Genomic DNA, 17,835 nt, shown 5'->3' on the forward strand with positions numbered 1-17,835 from the left:
CGTGGACCTTTTCGCATGAATGCTCAGATCGCCTTGATACTCGGGCAGGACGGCATCACCAACGGCGCGATCTATGCGTTGTTGGCGTTGTCGATCCTGCTGGTCTTCACCGTTACCCGCGTGCTGTTCATCCCCCAGGGCGAGTTCGTCGCCTTCGGCGCGCTGACCATGGCGGCCATCCAGGCCGGCAAGCCCGTGCTGCTGGTCTGGTTGCTGCTGGCGTTCGCGCTGGCGGAAGCCGTGGCCGACCTCATGGCCCGGGCCAAGCGCCCGGGCCGGTCCCGAGGGCTTTGGCGCATCGCGGCCAAGGCGATCTACCCGCTGATCCTGGCGGCCTTGCTGTACCGGCTGCCGCTGGCGCAACTGCCGATGGCCGTGCAGGCCTTGCTGACACTGTTGCTGGTGGTGCCGATGGGACCGCAGTTGTACCGGCTGTTCTACCAGCCGATCGCCTCGGCCTCGACGCTGGTGCTGCTGATCGTGTCCATCGCCGTGCACCTGGCGCTGGTGGGCCTGGGCCTCTTGGCCTTCGGCGCCGAGGGTGCGCGCACCGCGCCGTTTTCCGAAGCCAGCCTGGCGCTGGGACCCATCAACGTCAACAGCCAGGCGCTGTGGGTGGTGGCGGTGTCGGCCTTGCTGATCATCGTGCTGTATCAGTTCTTTGAACGCTCGATGTACGGCAAGGCGTTGCGGGCGGCGGCATTCAACCGGCTGGGCGCGCGGCTGATGGGCATTTCGCCCATCTTCGCGGGCCGCGCCACGTTCTTTCTGGCCGCGCTGATCGGCACGGTGTCGGGCATCTTGATCGCCCCCATCACCACCATGTATTTCGATTCCGGCTTCATGGTCAGCCTGAAGGGCTTCGTGGGCGCCATCATCGGCGGCCTGGTCAGCTACCCGCTGGCCGCGGCCGGCGCGGTGCTGGTCGGCCTGATTGAAGCGTTCTCGTCGTTCTGGGCCAGCGCCTACAAGGAAATCATCGTCTTCACGCTGATCATTCCCGTGCTGCTCTGGCGCTCGTTGAAAAGCCACCACGTCGAGGAAGAAGACGAATGAATCCCCGCATCATCCTCTTCGTGTTTTTGGCGCTTTTGGCGCTGGGGCCACTGGCCCTGCCGCCTTTCTATGTGACCTTGCTGAACTACATCGGGCTGTACGCGCAGGTGGCGCTGGGCCTGGTGCTGCTGACCGGCGTGGGCGGCTTGACCAGCTTCGGCCAGGCCGCCTTCGTGGGCGTGGGCGCCTACACCACGGCGCTGTTGACCACGCGCGCCGACTCCCTGCCGTCGTGGCTGGCGTGGCTGGGCGCCTCGCCCTGGCTGACGCTGCTGGCCGGGCTGGTGTTGACGCTGGTCATCGCCTATTTGCTGGGCGCCATCACGCTCAAGCTGTCCGGGCACTTCCTGCCGCTGGGCACCATTGCCTGGGGCTTGTCGCTGTACTTCGCTTTCGGCTCCGTCGAAGGGCTGGGCGGCCACACCGGCATTCCCGACATTCCCGCCATCAGCCTGTTCGGCTGGTCGCTGCATGAAGGCGGCAACATCTATTACCTGATCTGGGCCTTTCTGCTGTTGGCGGTGTGGTCCACGCAGAACCTGCTGGATTCGCGCGAAGGCCGCGCCATCCGCGCGCTCAAGGGCGGGCGCGTGATGGCGGAATCCATGGGCGTGGACACGGCGCGTTCGCGCATGGTGATCTTCATCATCGCGGCGTTGCAGGCCTGCGCATCGGGCTGGCTGTACGCCCACATGCAGCGCTTCGTGAACCCCAACCCCTTCGGCTTGCAGATGGGTATTGAATACCTGTTCATGACCGTCATTGGCGGCGCGGGCCAGGTCTGGGGCGCGCTGGTCGGCGCGGGCGTGTTCACGGTGGCCAAGCAATGGCTGCAAGACTGGCTGCCCAAGGTGCTGGGCCAGACGGGCAACTTTGAAGTCATCGTGTTCGGCTTCGGCATGGTGCTGCTGCTGCACCGCGCTCGCAGTGGCTTGTGGCCGCTGTTGACGCGCTGGATCCGCGTGAAGAAGCCCGTGCGCCGCCTGGACATGAATGCCGAACCGCTGCCGCGCAAACCCATGCCGGCGCGGGGCGAGGTGGTGTTGAAGGCGGTGGACGTGACGCGCAAGTTCGGCGGCCTGGTCGCCAACAACGCCATGAACCTGGAGATCCGCGCAGGCGAAATCCTGGCGCTGATCGGCCCCAATGGCGCGGGCAAGAGCACCATGTTCAACCAGATCTCGGGGGTGGACACGCCCACGTCCGGGCAAGTGACGCTGCTGGGCCAGTCCGTGGCCGGCGCGGGCGCGCGCAAGATCGCGCGGCTGGGCCTGTCGCGCACCTTCCAGCACGTGCGCTTGCTGGGCCGCATGAGCGTGCTGGAAAACGTGGCCATCGGGGCGCACCTGCGCGGCCATCGCGGCGTGCTGCCTGCCGCCTGGCGCCTGGACCGGGCCGAAGAGGCGCGCCTGTTGGCCGAGGCCGCGCGCCAGGTCGAACGGGTTGGGCTGGGCAAGCACCTGCACGACGAAGCGGGCTCGCTGGCGCTGGGGCAACAGCGCATCCTGGAAATCGCGCGCGCGCTGGCGTCCGACCCCTGCATCCTGCTGCTGGACGAACCCGCGGCCGGGCTGCGCTATCAAGAAAAATGCGAGCTTGCCGACCTGCTGAAGAAGCTGCGCGCGGAAGGCATGGCCATCTTGCTGGTTGAACACGACATGGACTTCGTGATGGGCCTGGTGGACCGCGTGGTGGTCATGGACTTTGGCGAGAAGATCGCCGAGGGCCTGCCCGCCGAGATCCAGAACAACCCTGCGGTGCTTGAAGCCTATCTGGGCGGAGTGGAGTGATGAGCGCGAATCTGCTGGAAGTGCGCGACCTGCGCGTGGCCTACGACAAGGTGGAAGCCGTATCGGGCGTCAGCCTGACGGTGGGCGAAGGCCAGATCGTGACCGTGATCGGCCCCAATGGCGCGGGCAAGACCACCTTGCTGTCCGCCATCATGGGCGTGCTGCCGTCCACCGGCCACATCGTCTTCGGCGGCAAGCCGCAAGAACATGCCGAGATCGAGGAAATGGTGGCCGCCGGCATGAACCTGGTGCCCGAAAAGCGCGAACTGTTCGCCGAAATGACGGTGGAAGACAACCTGATGCTGGGCGGCTTTCACCGCTTTCGCAGCGGAGTGCGCGACCAGGACAAGACGCTGGCGGAAGTCTATGAGCTGTTTCCGCGCCTGCAAGAGCGGCATGCGCAATTGGCCGGCACCTTGTCGGGCGGCGAACGCCAGATGCTGGCGGTGGGCCGCGCGCTGATGGCCAAGCCGCGCCTGCTGATGCTGGACGAACCCAGCCTGGGCCTGGCGCCGCGCATCGTGCGCGAAGTGTTCCGCATCGTGGCGCGGCTGCGCGAGATGGGCGTGTCGATTTTGCTGATCGAGCAGAACGCGCGCGCGGCGCTGCAAGTGGCCGACTACGCCTATGTGCTGGAAACGGGCGCCGTCACGCTGGAAGGCCCCGCCGTCGAGGTGGCGGTGGACCCGCGCGTGGTCGAGGTGTATCTGGGCCTGGGGCATGGGGCGCCTGCGCCTGCCGTGCCCACCGCACCCGCGGCGACCACTGCGCCCACCGCGCCCTAAGCCACGCCGCGGCGCCGGTCGCGGCGGTACAGCGCATAGCCCAAGGGCCACATCGCCGCCACCATGAAGGTCGCCATGGGGTTGGTCAGCCGGTACGTGCCTACCGCCGTGGGCACGCCGGAGTGCTTCAGGTGCAGGCGAAAGCGCGTGTACCGCGCGGCCGCCATGATGAATTCGCGCGGCCGGTAGCGGAAAAATTCCAGGTGATGCTGCAGCATGTCCCAGGCCAGCAGATACAGGCCCTGTGCGTTGCTGCCCACCGAGACGGCGCCTTGTGACAGGCCGCCCGGCGTGTCGTGATACGTGCGCACCACGCGGTTGATGAAGCGGCTGAGATACCCCGCGCGCGCCACCGCCCACCACACCAGGCTTTCCGGCACGAAACCGGCCACGTCTTCAGGAAACGGAAACTTCCTGAGGATGTCGGTACGCATACAGCCGAATTTCTCGCCTTTGATGCGATAGCGGAAGTACACGTCCACCGCCGTACTGTCGAACACGTCCTGCGGATAGCGATCGCCCACGATGCTGCCGTCGGGCCGCGCGCACAGACCCGTGATCGCCACATAGGAGTCGCGGCGCGCGGGCGGGATGGCGTCCCACGCCTCTTTGAAGATGGCCAGCGCGTCCGGCGGCATTTCGTCGTCGCTGTCCAGGGCCACGATCATCTGGCCTTGCGCTTCGCGCACGCCCCGATTGAAGGCGGTTTTCTTGTGCTGGTTGTTCTGCCAGATGTAGCGAATGGGGAAATCCGCGCGCGCCTGCCAGGCCAGAATCGACTCGTGCGTGTTGTCGGTGGAACCGTCGTCCACCACCACCCATTCGAAGTCCCTGAAAGTCTGCCGGGAAAGCGATTCATACACCCGGTGCAGCGTGCCCGCCCGGTTGTAGGTGGGCGTAAGAACGGTGAAAAACGTTGGTGTATCGGTCATGCCTGCTATGCCCCTTTGCGATCGACGTGCCACCGCTGCGGTCTTGGTCTGCTTCTTTTCGCCTGAAGTGTAGGGGATATGCCCCCGCTAACCGATGCCATGGCATGCAAATTTGCAATCAAATCTGTCAACCCGTGGATTTTTTGGGCGCTCTTCGCGTTTTTTTTGCATGGGGACGCGGGCGGGAGTGGCGTAAACTCGTGCGGCCAAAAACCGGAATGCCTATGGAAGCTTCGACCGTCCAGCTCAATGACATCGCCTTGTTCGTAGAGGTTGCCAAGCGCAAGAGCTTCAGCCTGGCGGCGCGCGCGCTGGATATGCCCACGTCCACGCTCTCGCGGCGCATCAGCGAACTGGAACGCGCCATCGGGTTGCGGCTGATCAACCGCAATACGCGCAGGCTGGACCTGACCGAGGCGGGCGCGGCCTATATGCGCCGCTGCCAAGGGCTGATTGACGAGGCACGGCTGGCGCATGAACAACTGCTGTCGCTGTCGGGCGGCCCGTCGGGCAACCTGCGCGTGTCCATGCCCTTCAGCCTGGCGATCTGGCTGCTGCCGGAAACCATCAAGGACTTCACCGACCGCTACCCGGACGTGGAATGCGAATTTGATCTGAGCATGATGACCGCGTCCGACGCGCAAGGCACGCCGTTTGACGTGGTGCTGCGCTTTGGCCGCGACTCGGACTTTTCCACCGCCACGAGCGACAACGGCAATGGCAATGGCGGCGCCTCCGGGCGTCCGACCGGCGCCGTGGTGCAGGAACTGGTGTCGCTGGACAACTACCTGTATGCGTCCGACCGCTACCTGGAACGCCACGGCGAACCCAAGACGCCCGGCGAACTGACGCAACACCAGTGCCTGCGCACCACCATCGACGACGCCCATTCGCACTGGACGCTGCACAACGGCACCATCAGCGAAGTGGTGCCGGTCAGCGGCCACCTGGCGGCCAACAACATGAGCATCGCCGGCATGCTGGCCGGGCTGGACCTGGCCATCACGCGCATGCCGCACTGCCAGGCGCTGGACCCGATCATCAAGCGCAACTCGCTCAAGCGGGTGCTGCCGGGCTGGTCCGTGGACCCGATCTCTATTTACGTGGTGTTCCCGTCAAGCATCCAACCCGCGAAGACGCGCGCGTTCATGGATTTCATCACCCCGAAACTGGGGCCGGCGGGCGGTTGATGGAAGAACGCCCGCAAAGAAGTACGCCCCAAAGAAGTACGCCCCAACGAAGTACGCCCCCAAAGAAAAATCCCCGCAAGGCGCGAGCCCTGCGGGGATTTTTCAAAACCAAGAGCGTTGATTAGACGCGCTTGATCTTTTCCAGCATCTTGAAAACACCCTTGGGCGACTTGACGAACAAGCGCTTGAAGGCCTTGCCCAGGCAACGGCGTTCCAGGGTGTTACGACGCACGCGTTTGCGTTCAGCCATGTTGATTCTCCTGTTGATTTTGCGGAAAAAAGTCACCGCACAACCGGAAATCTGGCTGGCGGAAAAAATTCGGATAACTTGGCATTTTAGCCTGAAATTTGAAGGCTGCGCCAATGGCAGGGAAAAGGGACGATCAGGGGCGAAACTGAATCTGTCCCCGTAACTGCCCTTCCCTGCCGGGCGGTGTTCAGCCGCCCAGCGATTTCAGCCGTTCCCGCACCTGTTCAGCCCGGGGCAGCGGGTCGACCGCGCCATAGCCCAGCGTGGACAGCGCCGCCGCGGCGTTGGCGTAACGCACCGCGTCTTCCCAGCTATCGCCCTGGCTGCGCCGCGCCAGCAGGCTGCCCGCGAAACAGTCGCCCGCCCCGGTGGCGTCCACCGCGTCCACGCGCAGCGCGGCCACCGGCGTGCGCGTCTTGCCGTCGTCGATGATGGAACCATCCTTACCCAGCTTCAACACCACCACGCCGGTTGCACCGCCGTCGCGGATCCAGTCCAGCGTGCGTTCGGGGTCGTTGTTGCCGGTCAGGTGCTGCATGTCGTCCATGCTGGGCAGGAACAGGTCTGCCTGACGCATGGTTTCGCGCAGGATGGCTCGGGCGCGGTCAACCGGCCACAAGCGCAGCCGCAGATTGGAATCCAGGCTGACCTGCGTTTGCGCGGCATGGGCGCGTTCGATCGCGGCGAACACCGTGTCGCAGGCGCTGGTGCTGATGGCCAGGCTGATGCCGGACACGTGCAGGAAGCGGCTGCGCTCGATCAGGCCGCTTTGCAGCAGCGCCGGCGTCATCAGGCTGGCGGCCGAACCCCGGCGCAGGTAGCTGAAGGCGTGGCCGTCTGGTCCGTGCTGCACGAAATACAGGCCGGTATGGGCGTCGTCATCGCTTTGCACACCCGAGGTATCCACGCCTTCGGTTTTCCACAGGTCCAGGAATTGCGCGCCGAAGGCGTCGTTGCCCACTCGCGTCAGATAAGAGCAGCGCGCGCCTTGCCGGGCCGCCGCGATGACGGCGTTGGACGTATCGCCGCCAAAGCCTTGCAGATACTGCTGCTTGCCCTTGTGGGTCTGGTTCAGTTCAACCAGGGGCTCGCCCAGCGCGACGATGTCGAAATCGAAGTCAGCCATGGGCGGCCTCGCGGGTGCGGGTGATTTGCGCCACCAGGGCGGCGGTGTCGCGCGCGGCGAACGCGGCCTTGTCATACAGATTGCTGCCGATGCCCACCAGCCCGGCGCCGGCCGCGAAATACGTGCCCATGTTGTCCTGCGTGATGCCGCCCGTGGGGCAGAAGATGGTGTCGGGGTAAACCGACTTCAGCGCGGCCAGATGCTTGGGGCCGCCGGTGTCGGCCGGAAACACCTTCACCACGTCCACGCCCGCGCGGCGGGCCGCCAGCACTTCGGTGGGCGTGAAGGCGCCCAGCAGGCACAGGGCGTCGGCGGCGTGCGCCAGGTCGACGATGTCGGTGGCCAAGGCGGGCGACACCAGGAAGTCGGCGCCGGCCACCAGCGCGTCGCGCGCCTGGCTTTCGTCCAGCACCGTGCCCACGCCCAGCAGCAGGCTGGGGCCGTGCTTGTCGCGCAGCGCGCGCACCAAGTCGGTCACGCCGGGAATCGTCCAGGTCAGTTCCAGGGTGGTGCAGCCGGCCGCCACGGCCACTTCGGCGGCATAGGCAGCGGTAGCGGCGTCGGTATAGCGCAGCACGGGCACGACCCGGGCTGCCAGCAGGGCGGAAAGCTTCGATGCGAGGGGAGCGGATGCGGTCATGGAATTCCTCTGGGGCTGACGGTCAGGCGCCGCCGGCTGACACCGGCAAGACGGCAAGTTTGGCCACGGCGGCATCGCGCAGCCGCAGCAAGGGATCGATATAGGCGGATTGCGGGTCAGGCTGGCGCCGGAACAGCAGCGTGCTGACGCTGACGCCCGCCACGGGCCGGCCGGCCGCGTCGCACAGCGCCACGCCATAGCAGACGATACCGGGTTCATTTTCCTGGTCGTCCATGGCGTAGCCACGGCCGCGCGCTTCGTCCAGCACGGCGCGCAAGGCAGGCAGGCTGGTGACGGTGCCGGGCATGCGGGCGGGCAGCGCCAGGCCGCGCAGCAGGCGTTCGCGGGCGGCCTCATCCAGCGCGGCCAGATACGCTTTGCCGACTGCGCTGGAATGCAAGGCCACCGACGAGCCGACGCGCGACACCATGCGCACCGGGCCGGGGCTTTCCAGCTTGTCGATATAGATCATTTCTTGGCCGGCGGGCACGGCCAGATGCACGGTTTCGCCCGTGGCGTCGCGCAGCGCCTGCAAATCGGGCACCAACGCGGCGCGCAGGTCAAATTGCGACCACGCGCGGCTGGCCAGCGACATCAGGCGCGTGCCCAGGCGATAGGCGCCGCCTGACTCGGTAAGCATGCCCTGCTCGGCCAGCGCCGCCACGATGCGGTAGACGGTGGGACGCGGATAGCCGCAAGTGCGCGCGAGCAGCGCGGCCGTGGGCGGCTCGGGCGCGTCGGCCACGGCTTGCAGCACCGCCATGAATTTCGCAAACGCCGCGGCGCCCGCGACCTTGGTTTCCAACAAGTTCGTCCCCAGATCAAGACCCATGCGTGATGACAAAGCGCCATCCACAATGAATCCGCAGAATTCGCAAGGCTGACAGTACGAAAATCAGACGAATCTGCGATACTGTTTATTTGTACAGCTACATCGCCTAAGTTTGTCCACAATATGGACAAGCGCCTCACAATATAGGCAATTATTCCATATCGCCGCGCTTGGAACCAGCGAAGGGTTATCGCTCGGGCAGGCGCCTACCTCAGGCTACGATACCGTCCATGAGCTCCCAAATCCGCATCGTTGGCGCACGCCAGAACAACCTCAAGAACCTGGACCTTACCCTTGCCACCGGCGAACTGGTCGTTGTGACCGGTGTGTCGGGATCCGGCAAAAGCTCCCTGGCTTTCGACACCCTCTACGCCGAGGGGCAGCGGCGCTACGTGGAAACCTTCTCGCCCTATGCGCGCCAGTTCCTGGACCGCATGGACAAGCCGCAGGTTGACCGCATCGAAGGCATCCTGCCCGCCATCGCCATTGACCAGACCAACCCGGTGCGCAGCTCGCGCAGCACGGTCGGCACAATGACCGAACTGAACGACCACCTGAAATTGCTGTTCGCGCGCGGCGCCCGGCTGTACTGCCGGGGTTGCGGCAAGGTGGTCAGGCGCGATACGCCCGATTCCATCTACCACTCGCTGGCCGAACGCGCCGCCGTGGCCGGCGACCCGCGCCTGGTGGTGACCTTTCCCATCGCCGTGCCCGCCAACTTCACCGAAGACGAAGTACGCGGCTTTCTTGAGCAGCAGGGCTATACCCGCGTGCACGCCGAGGAAACCGCCGTGCCGCGCGCCACCGTCGCAAAGCCCGCGAAAGGCGCCAAGAAAGCGAAAGCCGCCAAGGACGCCGGCGAAGAACGCCGCATCCTGCACGTCATCCAGGACCGCTTCCGCTTTGCCGGCACCGAACGCGAGCGCGTGATGGAAGCGCTGGACACCGCGCTGCGCATGGGAGCCGGGCACCTGGCCGTCTACGTCGTGAACGCCGACGGCGACAACGCGCATATCTGGAAATACAGCGACCGCCTGCACTGCGCCGACTGCAACATCGAATACACCGACCCGCTGCCCAGCAGCTTCTCGTTCAATTCCCCGCTGGGCGCCTGCGAAGCGTGCCGGGGCTTTGGCCGCGTGATCGGTATCGACTTCGGCCTGGTCATCCCCGACGAAAACAAGACCTTGATGGAAGGCGCCATCAAGCCGTGGACCACGCCTTCCTACAAGGAATGCCAGGACGAACTGCAAAAGTACGCGCCGCGCGCGGGCGTGCCGCTGGGCGTGCCCTGGAAAAGCCTTAGCGAAGAACACAAGCACTGGGTGCTGTACGGCACGCCTGACTGGAAAGGCGGCAACGACGCCTGGAAGCACCAGTGGTACGGCGTGCAGCGCTTTTTTGACTGGCTGGAAACCAAGGCCTACAAGATGCACGTGCGCGTGCTGCTGTCCAAGTACCGCAGCTACACGCCCTGCCCCACCTGCAACGGCGCGCGCCTGAAACCCGACGCGCTGCTGTGGCGCCTGGGCACGAAAGAAGAAGCCGACACCGTGCTGCCGCCCGAAGACGGCCGCTATCAGCGCTTCATGCCGGTGGGCGCCAACTGGTCGCGCGACCAACTCAACAATATCGGCGGCCTGTCTATCCATGACGTGATGCTGCTGCCCATTGAACGGGTGCGGCGTTTCTTTGACGGGCTGTCGTTCTCGGGCGCGCTGGACGCGGCCACCGACCTGCTCATGACCGAGGTGCGCGCGCGCCTGAAGTTCCTGTGCGACGTGGGCCTGGGCTACCTGACGCTGGACCGCCAGAGCCGCACGCTGTCCGGGGGCGAAGTGCAGCGCATCAACCTGACCACCGCGCTGGGTACCTCGCTGGTGAACACGCTGTTCGTGCTGGACGAGCCGTCCATCGGCCTGCACCCGCGCGACATGCACCGCGTGGTTGAAGTCATGCACCGCTTGCGCAACGCCGGCAACACGCTGGTGGTGGTGGAGCACGACCCGCAAGTCATGGTGGCGGCCGATCGCATCATCGACATCGGCCCCGGCCCCGGCGAGCGCGGCGGCTACATCGTTTTTGACGGCACGCCCAAGCAACTGCGCGCGGCCGACACGCTCACGGGCAACTACCTGGGCGGACGCCAGCGCGTGGAAGCGCCGCGCCCCATGCCGGTGGCGGCCAACACGCCGCGCCTGCTGCTCGAAGGCGTCAACGCGCACAACCTGAAAAACGTGTCCGTCGAACTGCCGCTGGGCCGTCTCGTCTGCGTGACCGGCGTGTCCGGCTCGGGCAAGTCCACCCTGGTGCAGGACGTGCTGTACCCCGCGCTGTTGAAGCAAAAGGGCAAGCCGTCGGAATCGCCTGGCGCGTTCGACCGCCTCTTGGGCGCCGAACAGATTGCCGACGTGGTCATGGTGGACCAGACCCCCATCGGCAAGACCGCGCGCTCGAACCCCGCCAGCTACGTGGGCGCCTTTGACGCCATCCGCAAGCTGTTCGCCCAAGCCCCGCTGGCGCGCGAACGCGCGTACACGGCCGGCACGTTCAGCTTCAACGGTGGCGACGGCCGCTGCCCCACCTGCGGTGGCACGGGCTTTGAACATGTGGAAATGCAGTTCCTGTCGGACGTGTACCTGCGCTGCCCCGACTGCGACGGCAAGCGCTTCCGCCCCGAAGTGCTGGAAGTGCGTGTCGAACATCTGGGCAAGAGCGCATCCATCGACGAAGTGCTGGCCATGACGGTCAGCGAAGCGCTGGACTTCTTCAAGGGCCTGCGCGACGTGCAGACCGGCCTGGCGCCGTTGGCCGACGTGGGCCTGGAATACGTGCGGCTGGGGCAACCCGTGCCCACGCTGTCCGGCGGCGAGGCCCAACGCCTGAAGCTGGCCGGCCACTTGGCCGAGGCCGCCCGCAGCGGTATTTCCACCGCCAAGGTGGCCAAGAAGGGCAGCCTGTTCCTGTTCGACGAACCCACCACCGGCCTGCACTTTGACGACGTGGCACGTCTGATGCGCGCGTTCCGCAAGCTGCTGGCCGCTGGCCACACGCTGCTGGTCATCGAACACAATCTGGACGTGATCCGCGCGGCCGACTGGCTGATTGACCTGGGCCCCGAGGGCGGCGACGCCGGCGGCCTGCTGATCGGCGTGGGCACGCCGCAGGACCTGATGGACAACCCCAAGTCGCACACGGGCGCGGCCCTGCGCGATTACGAAGTCAGCATCCTGCCGGCCGACGTGGTGGTCACCAGCGACATCGACGCGCAGGAAGTCGAGCAAGCCGGCCTGACCGCCCGCATCGCCGAACCCACCGCGACCTACAACGAAGCCAGTGGCGCGGGCGACGGCACGCCGCTGCAATCCGTGATGCGCGCGCGTCGCCAGGGCAATATGGCCATCGAGATCCGCAACGCGCGCGAGCACAACCTGAAGAACATCAGCGTTGAAATCCCGCACGACAAATTCACCGTGATCACCGGCGTGTCCGGCTCGGGCAAGTCGACGCTGGCGTTCGACATCCTGTTCAACGAAGGCCAGCGCCGCTACCTGGAATCGCTGAACGCCTACGCGCGCGCCATCGTGCAGCCGGCCGGCAAGCCCGACGTGGACGCCATCTTCGGCATTCCGCCCACCGTGGCCATCGAACAGCGCACCAGCCGTGGCGGGCGCAAGTCCACCGTGGCCACGATGACGGAAATCCACCATTTCCTGCGCCTGCTCTATGTGAAGCTGGGCACGCAATACTGCCCGGATTGCAACGTGGCCGTTGAGCCGCAGAACACGGACCAGATCGTGGCGCGCCTGCTGCGCGACCACAAGGGCGTGCACATCGGGCTGCTGGCCCCGCTGGTCACCGCGCGCAAGGGTTATTACACGGACCTTGCCAAGTGGGCCGGTTCGAAGGGCCATTCGCACCTGCGCGTGGACGGCGAGTTCATCCCCGTGGCCCCGTGGCCGCGTCTGGACCGCTACAAGGAACACACCATCGAACTGCCCGTGGCGGACGTGGTGGTGGACCCGGCCAACGAGGCCGACCTGCGCGCCGCCGTCAAAAGCGCGCTGGAAAACGGCCAGGGCGTGATGTCGGTGGTGTGGCCGGTGAACAAGCTGCATGAAGCGCTGAACAGCGAATTGCAGCAGCAGCATTTTTCGGTCAAGCGCGCGTGCCCGTCTTGCGGCACCAGCTTTCCCGAACCCGATCCGCGCCTGTTCTCGTACAACTCCAAGCACGGCTGGTGCACGGGCTGCTACGGCACGGGCCTGCAATTGCAGGGCTTTGACGAAGAACAGACCGGCGAGGAAACCGCCTGGAACGCCTGGTATGAAGGCGAGGCCAAGGCCTGCACGCAATGCGACGGGCAGCGCCTGAACCGCGTGGCGCGCGCCGTGCGCTGGCGCGACAAGTCCATTGCCGAACTGGCGTCGCTGCCGGTGTCGGACGCGCACACCTTCTTCACCGGACTGGTGGCGCGCGGCCGCGAAGGCGAGATCGCCCGCGACATCCTCACCGAAATCCGCGGCCGTTTGAACTTCATGCAGGAAGTGGGCCTGAACTACCTGGCGCTGGACCGCGCCGCGCCCACGCTGTCTGGTGGCGAAGCGCAGCGCATCCGTCTGGCCGCGCAACTGGGTTCCAACCTGCAAGGTGTTTGCTACGTGCTGGACGAGCCCACCATCGGCCTGCACCCGCGCGACAACCGCATCCTGCTGGACGCCCTGGCGCGCCTGGAAGGCAACGGCAACACGCTGGTGGTGGTGGAACATGACGACGACACCATCCGCCGCGCCTCGCACGTGATCGACATCGGACCCGGCGCGGGCATCCGTGGCGGCCGGGTCGTGGCGCAAGGCACGGTGGAAGACGTGATGAACGCGCCGGAATCCATCACCGGCCGCTACCTGAAGACGCCGCTGGCGCATCCGCTGCAAGGCCGCCGCGCGGTCGAGGCCGACACGCCCATGATCGAAATTCGTGGCGCGCGCCTGCACAACCTGCGCAGCGTGGACGCCAAGATTCCGGTGGGCCGCTTGAGCGTCGTGACCGGCGTGTCCGGTTCCGGCAAGTCCACGCTGGCGCGCGAAGTGCTGCTGGACAACCTGATGCAAGCCGTGTCCCAAGGCAAGGCGCCAGGTTGGGCCGGCTGCGAGAGCATCAAGGGTTGGGAAGCCATCGACCGCGTGCTGGAAGTGGACCAGACCCCCATCGGCAAGACGCCGCGTTCGTGCCCGGCCACCTACGTGGGCTTCTGGGACGACGTGCGCAAGCAGTTCGCCGACACCCGCGAAGCCCGCATGCGCGGCTGGACGGCGGCGCGCTTCTCGTTCAACACCGGCGACGGCCGCTGCCCCATCTGCGAAGGCCAGGGCATGCGCACCATCGAAATGAACTTCCTGCCCGACGTCAAAGTGCCGTGCGACGCCTGCAACGGCGCGCGCTTCAACAGCGACACGCTTAGCGTGCAGATGCGCGGCAAGAACGCCGGCGAGTTGCTGTCCATGGAAGTGGATGACGCCATCGGCTACTTCGCGGCGCACCCGAAGATCCATCGCCCGCTGCAACTGATGCAAGACGTGGGCCTGGGTTACCTGACGCTGGGCCAGCCGTCGCCCACGCTGTCGGGCGGCGAGGCGCAGCGCATCAAGCTGGTGACCGAGCTGTCCAAGGCGCGTCTGACCGATGGTCTGATCAAGACCGGCCGCGCCTCGCGCATTCCGCACACGCTGTACGTGCTGGACGAACCGACGGTGGGCTTGTCGATGGCCGACGTCGAAAAGCTGATCCACGTGCTGCATCGCCTGGTGGAAGCCGGCAATACGGTGGTGGTGATTGAGCATAATCTGGACGTCATCGCCGAAGCCGACTGGCTGCTGGACCTGGGCCCCGAAGGCGGCACGGGCGGCGGCCAACTGGTGGCCGAAGGCTCGCCGGAACATGTGATGACCCTGGCCGATCATTCCCACACCGGCCGTGTCCTGACGGAATTCCTGGCACATCAAGCGCGGTAGCAAGCATGGATTGTCGTTTTGAAGACCGGCTGGCCGGCCGCGCGTTTCGGTTCGAGGGCTTTTGCTCCCGGATCGAAGCGCGCACCGCCGCCGACGTCGCGCCCGCGCTGGCGGCCATCGAGGCCGCGCGGCAACAGGGGCGCTGGGTGGCCCTGTTGCTGGACTATGAACTGGGTGAATGGCTGCTGCCCGAAGCCGCCCTGGCCGCGCCGGCCGGCCCCTGGACGCCTCCGCAAGACGACGGCCGGCCCCGGCTGACGGCGCTGGTCTTCGAACGCAAGGTGGACGACACCCCCTGGGACGCGCCGGACGCCGCCAGCGCCCCCGCCGCCATCAGCCTGCCCACGCCGCGCATGACCGAGGCCGACTACGTGCGCCAGGTCGACGCCATACGCGGCCTGATCGAAGACGGCGAGCTGTATCAAGTCAATTACACCCAGCCGCTGGACCTGCAATACCAGGGTGATCCGGCAACCTTGTACCGACGCATTGCCGCGCGCAACCCGGTGGCGCATGGCGCATTCATCCAGGATGGCGAGCGCACGGTGCTGTCGTGTTCGCCTGAACTATTTGTGCGGCGTGAGGGACCGCGGCTGACGACCCGCCCCATGAAAGGCACCGCGCCGCGCCATCCCGACCCGATCGAAGACGCGCGCCTGGGCCAGGGCTTGCTGGCCAGCGAGAAGAACCGCGCCGAAAACCTGATGATCGTGGACCTGCTGCGCAACGACCTGGGCCGCCTGGCGCAGCCGGGCTCGGTCAAGGTGGATGCGCTGTTTTCATTGGAACGCTACCCCACCGTGTGGACCATGACGTCCACGGTGTCCGCCGAGGCGCCGGGGGCCGGGCTGCAAGCGGTGTTGCATGCGCTGTTTCCTTGCGGGTCGATTACCGGCGCCCCGAAGGTGGCTGCAATGCGAAGAATCCGCCAAATGGAAACCGCCCCGCGCGGCTTGTATTGCGGCAGCGTCGGCTGGCTGGCGCCGAATGGCGATTTTTCACTGAACGTCGCGATCCGCACGCTGGTGCTGGATGCGCACGGCCACGGCGTGTATAGCGTAGGCGGCGGGATCGTGCATGATTCCGACCCCGCGGAGGAATGGCAGGAATGCCATTGGAAAGCGCGGATATTGCGGGGTTGATGGAAGGGCGACGACGTGTCGGCGTGTGGGCGCAGCGGCGTGTTGGCGCAGCGGCCCATCGGTGCAACGGCGCAACGGCGCATCGGTGCAACGGCCCAACGGCCCATCGGCCCATCGGCGCAACGGCGCGATGGCGCGATGGCAATCGTAGGATGGGTGAAGCGCGCGAGGGGGTGCGCAAGAACGCGAGCGGTTGCCGCGCGTAACCCATCATGCAGCGTTTGCGATGTATCCGGCGCCGATTGATGGGTTACGCGCGATTGACGAAGGTGTTCTTGGGGCGGGCGTGCCGCGCTTCACCCATCCTACGACCATGTCCCGCGATCCACCACTCGGTAGTAGCATAGAGCGCGGTCCACAACCGCGATTTTCCAGGAGCGTCCCATGCAACCCGAATTGATCGAGACCATCCTGGTCGATGCCGAACAGCGCGTGCCCTTGCTGGCGCGCCATCTGAAGCGGCTGGAGGCGGCCTGCAAGGACCTGGGTTATGCCTGGGCCGGGCGCGCCGTTGAAGGCGACATCATGATCGCCGCCATGGGCCTGGTCACGCCGGGCCCGCACCGCCTGCGCCTGCTGGTGGCGCGCGACGGCAGCCGCCATATCCAGACCGCCCCGCTGCCTCCGCTGCCCGCCGTGCAGGAAGTGATGCTGGCGCCCGAAACGCTGCGGTCTTCCGAACCGCTGCTGCGCTACAAGACCACGCACCGGCCCTGGTACACCAAGACCATCGAATGGCTGCCCGCGCATCCCAACATTTTTGACCTGCTCTACCTGAACGAACGCGGCGAGCTCTGCGAAGGCAGCCGCAGCAACGTCTACCTGCTGCTGGACGGCCGCTGGTACACGCCGCCCGTATCCAGCGGCTGCCTGCCCGGCGTGCAACGCGGCGAACTGCTGGACACCGCCAACGCAAGCGAGCGCGTACTGACCTTGGCCGACCTGCACGAGGCCGACGAAATCCGCCTGTCCAACGCGCTGCGCGGCTGGTTCACCGTCACGCTACGGGAAACCTGACTCCCCTGCCGTCTCACCACCACGCGACGCGAAACCTGACTCCCCCTGCCGTTCACCGCCGCGCTGCGGGAAGCCTGCCCCCTCCGTCCTGGTCCGCGAACTGTTCCACCACCACCTGGCGCAGCCATTGATTGGCCGGCTCGCGGTGGTTGCGCGCGTGCCAGAACACATTGATGACCGACTCGGGAATCTTCACCGGACAGGGCGCCATCGCCAGCCCGAAAGGCGTACAGGCGCAGTCGGCAAAGCGCCGCGGCACCACCGCGATCATGTCGGTGGCTTGCAGCACCGGCCCCACCGCCATGAAGTGCGGCACCGTCAGCCGCAAGCGGCGGCGGATGCCGGCGCGGGCAATCACCTCGTCCACCACTCCATGCCCCGTGCCCTCGGACACAATCGCCACGTGCTCGGCCGCACGGAATTGCTTGGCCGTCACCCCCGAGCGCGCCAGCGGATGATCGCGCCGAAAGATGCACACATAAGGCTGGCTGAACAGCTTGCGTTGAAAGAAGCCGCTTTGCAGACTGGGTAGAAAGCCCATGGCCAGATCGATACGGCCGCGTTCCATTTCATCGCGCACATCAATCGACGTCGTACGCACCGTGCGTATCGTGACGCCCGGTGCGGCGGTGTCCAGGGCCCGCATCAAGCGCGGCAGGAAATAGGTTTCGCCCACATCGTTCACGCCGATCACAAACGCCCGTTCGCTGCGCGCCGGGTCGAACACGGCGCGCGCGTTCAGCGTGCCGTGCAACGCGCCCAAGGCATCCGCAATGGGCTGCGCCAGCGCCTCGGCATAGGGCGTCGGCACCATTCCGCGCGAGGTGCGCAGGAACAATTCATCGCCCAGCAGCTTGCGCAAGCGGCTCAGCGCATTGCTGACGCCGGGTTGCGAAATACCCAGGCTTTGCGCGGCGGCCGACACCCGGCCGTGCTTGTGCAGTTCGTTGAAGACGACCAGCAGGTTCAGGTCCACGTCTTTCAGGTTCATGCGCTTGTCTCCACCAATATTGATGTTGGTGATGTCTTCTATTGATCAGATTCTATTTATTTATTTCATCGCC

At 66.0% G+C, this 17,835-nt stretch carries 14 protein-coding genes; 8 read left to right on the forward strand and 6 right to left on the reverse strand.

Going from position 1 to position 17,835, the window contains the following annotated elements; all coding sequences use genetic code 11:
• The first annotated feature begins 15 nt into the window (after positions 1-15).
• From ACE04A_RS10385 to ACE04A_RS10395, 3 genes are read left to right on the forward strand one after another with little or no spacing between them, the layout of a single operon-like run.
• Entirely contained in the window at positions 16-1,056 is a 1,041-nt protein-coding gene (locus ACE04A_RS10385; protein ID WP_447988033.1) for a branched-chain amino acid ABC transporter permease, read from the forward strand.
• Positions 1,053-2,846, forward strand: coding sequence for a branched-chain amino acid ABC transporter ATP-binding protein/permease (locus ACE04A_RS10390; protein ID WP_448715891.1), 1,794 nt, complete (start codon positions 1,053-1,055; stop codon positions 2,844-2,846). Before ACE04A_RS10385 ends, ACE04A_RS10390 begins: the two co-directional genes overlap by 4 nt.
• Positions 2,846-3,631: an ABC transporter ATP-binding protein gene (locus ACE04A_RS10395; protein ID WP_448715890.1), complete on the forward strand. Its 786-nt coding sequence runs from the start codon at positions 2,846-2,848 to the stop codon at positions 3,629-3,631. The genes ACE04A_RS10390 and ACE04A_RS10395 overlap by 1 nt, the downstream gene beginning before the upstream one ends.
• On the opposite strand, the gene ACE04A_RS10400 is transcribed toward ACE04A_RS10395, so the two are convergent.
• Positions 3,628-4,563: a glycosyltransferase family 2 protein gene (locus ACE04A_RS10400; RefSeq protein WP_259252380.1), complete on the reverse strand. Its 936-nt coding sequence runs from the start codon at positions 4,561-4,563 to the stop codon at positions 3,628-3,630. The genes ACE04A_RS10395 and ACE04A_RS10400 overlap by 4 nt on opposite strands.
• A 224-nt stretch (positions 4,564-4,787) precedes the next feature.
• Between ACE04A_RS10400 and ACE04A_RS10405 the strand changes: the two genes are divergently transcribed.
• A complete protein-coding gene (locus ACE04A_RS10405; protein ID WP_448715888.1) occupies positions 4,788-5,753 on the forward strand; it encodes a LysR family transcriptional regulator in 966 nt (321 codons plus the stop codon).
• 121 nt (positions 5,754-5,874) lie between these two features.
• Here ACE04A_RS10405 and ACE04A_RS10410 read toward each other — a convergent pair whose 3' ends face one another.
• Positions 5,875-6,003 carry a hypothetical protein gene (locus tag ACE04A_RS10410; RefSeq protein ID WP_006226408.1) on the reverse strand — a complete coding sequence of 43 codons (129 nt, stop codon included), beginning with the start codon at positions 6,001-6,003 and terminating at the stop codon, positions 5,875-5,877.
• Here ACE04A_RS10410 and ACE04A_RS10415 point away from each other — a divergent pair.
• Positions 6,002-6,166 carry a hypothetical protein gene (locus ACE04A_RS10415; RefSeq protein WP_448715887.1) on the forward strand — a complete coding sequence of 55 codons (165 nt, stop codon included), beginning with the start codon at positions 6,002-6,004 and terminating at the stop codon, positions 6,164-6,166. The genes ACE04A_RS10410 and ACE04A_RS10415 overlap by 2 nt on opposite strands.
• A 24-nt stretch (positions 6,167-6,190) precedes the next feature.
• Here the strand turns inward: ACE04A_RS10415 and ACE04A_RS10420 are convergent, their stop codons facing one another.
• From ACE04A_RS10420 to ACE04A_RS10430, 3 genes are read right to left on the reverse strand one after another with little or no spacing between them, the layout of a single operon-like run.
• Positions 6,191-7,129 (reverse strand): sugar kinase, encoded by a 939-nt coding sequence (locus ACE04A_RS10420; RefSeq protein ID WP_279994767.1) that lies wholly within the window; start codon positions 7,127-7,129, stop codon positions 6,191-6,193.
• Positions 7,122-7,769: a bifunctional 4-hydroxy-2-oxoglutarate aldolase/2-dehydro-3-deoxy-phosphogluconate aldolase gene (locus ACE04A_RS10425; protein WP_100852978.1), complete on the reverse strand. Its 648-nt coding sequence runs from the start codon at positions 7,767-7,769 to the stop codon at positions 7,122-7,124. Before ACE04A_RS10425 ends, ACE04A_RS10420 begins: the two co-directional genes overlap by 8 nt.
• Before the next feature lie 22 nt (positions 7,770-7,791).
• Complete coding sequence (locus ACE04A_RS10430; protein ID WP_485820087.1) at positions 7,792-8,577, reverse strand: IclR family transcriptional regulator; 786 nt, start codon at positions 8,575-8,577, stop codon at positions 7,792-7,794.
• A gap of 254 nt (positions 8,578-8,831) precedes the next feature.
• Between ACE04A_RS10430 and uvrA the strand changes: the two genes are divergently transcribed.
• The 3 genes from uvrA to ACE04A_RS10445 all read left to right on the forward strand — a co-directional run bounded on the left by uvrA (position 8,832) and on the right by ACE04A_RS10445 (position 16,771).
• Entirely contained in the window at positions 8,832-14,612 is a 5,781-nt protein-coding gene (gene uvrA / locus ACE04A_RS10435; protein ID WP_485820088.1) for an excinuclease ABC subunit UvrA, read from the forward strand.
• A 5-nt stretch (positions 14,613-14,617) separates the two neighbouring features.
• Complete coding sequence (locus ACE04A_RS10440) at positions 14,618-15,754, forward strand: aminodeoxychorismate synthase component I (RefSeq protein ID WP_485820089.1); 1,137 nt, start codon at positions 14,618-14,620, stop codon at positions 15,752-15,754.
• 384 nt (positions 15,755-16,138) lie between these two features.
• Positions 16,139-16,771: an aminotransferase class IV family protein gene (locus ACE04A_RS10445; RefSeq protein ID WP_259252387.1), complete on the forward strand. Its 633-nt coding sequence runs from the start codon at positions 16,139-16,141 to the stop codon at positions 16,769-16,771.
• Between the two features lie 52 nt (positions 16,772-16,823).
• Here the strand turns inward: ACE04A_RS10445 and ACE04A_RS10450 are convergent, their stop codons facing one another.
• Positions 16,824-17,762 carry a LysR family transcriptional regulator gene (locus ACE04A_RS10450; protein WP_448715882.1) on the reverse strand — a complete coding sequence of 313 codons (939 nt, stop codon included), beginning with the start codon at positions 17,760-17,762 and terminating at the stop codon, positions 16,824-16,826.
• Positions 17,763-17,835: the final 73 nt, after the last annotated feature.

Source organism: Achromobacter colocynthidis, from assembly GCF_057334535.1.

Coding starts and splice junctions, on each gene's coding strand:
- ACE04A_RS10410 (WP_006226408.1), bottom strand. CDS start 6,003: ATGGCTGAACGCAAACGCGTGCGTCGTAACACCCTGGAACGCCGTTGC.
- ACE04A_RS10390 (WP_448715891.1), top strand. CDS start 1,053: ATGAATCCCCGCATCATCCTCTTCGTGTTTTTGGCGCTTTTGGCGCTG.
- ACE04A_RS10450 (WP_448715882.1), bottom strand. CDS start 17,762: ATGAACCTGAAAGACGTGGACCTGAACCTGCTGGTCGTCTTCAACGAA.
- ACE04A_RS10395 (WP_448715890.1), top strand. CDS start 2,846: ATGAGCGCGAATCTGCTGGAAGTGCGCGACCTGCGCGTGGCCTACGAC.
- ACE04A_RS10440 (WP_485820089.1), top strand. CDS start 14,618: ATGGATTGTCGTTTTGAAGACCGGCTGGCCGGCCGCGCGTTTCGGTTC.
- ACE04A_RS10445 (WP_259252387.1), top strand. CDS start 16,139: ATGCAACCCGAATTGATCGAGACCATCCTGGTCGATGCCGAACAGCGC.
- uvrA (WP_485820088.1), top strand. CDS start 8,832: ATGAGCTCCCAAATCCGCATCGTTGGCGCACGCCAGAACAACCTCAAG.
- ACE04A_RS10385 (WP_447988033.1), top strand. CDS start 16: ATGAATGCTCAGATCGCCTTGATACTCGGGCAGGACGGCATCACCAAC.
- ACE04A_RS10415 (WP_448715887.1), top strand. CDS start 6,002: ATGTTGATTCTCCTGTTGATTTTGCGGAAAAAAGTCACCGCACAACCG.
- ACE04A_RS10425 (WP_100852978.1), bottom strand. CDS start 7,769: ATGACCGCATCCGCTCCCCTCGCATCGAAGCTTTCCGCCCTGCTGGCA.
- ACE04A_RS10420 (WP_279994767.1), bottom strand. CDS start 7,129: ATGGCTGACTTCGATTTCGACATCGTCGCGCTGGGCGAGCCCCTGGTT.
- ACE04A_RS10405 (WP_448715888.1), top strand. CDS start 4,788: ATGGAAGCTTCGACCGTCCAGCTCAATGACATCGCCTTGTTCGTAGAG.
- ACE04A_RS10400 (WP_259252380.1), bottom strand. CDS start 4,563: ATGACCGATACACCAACGTTTTTCACCGTTCTTACGCCCACCTACAAC.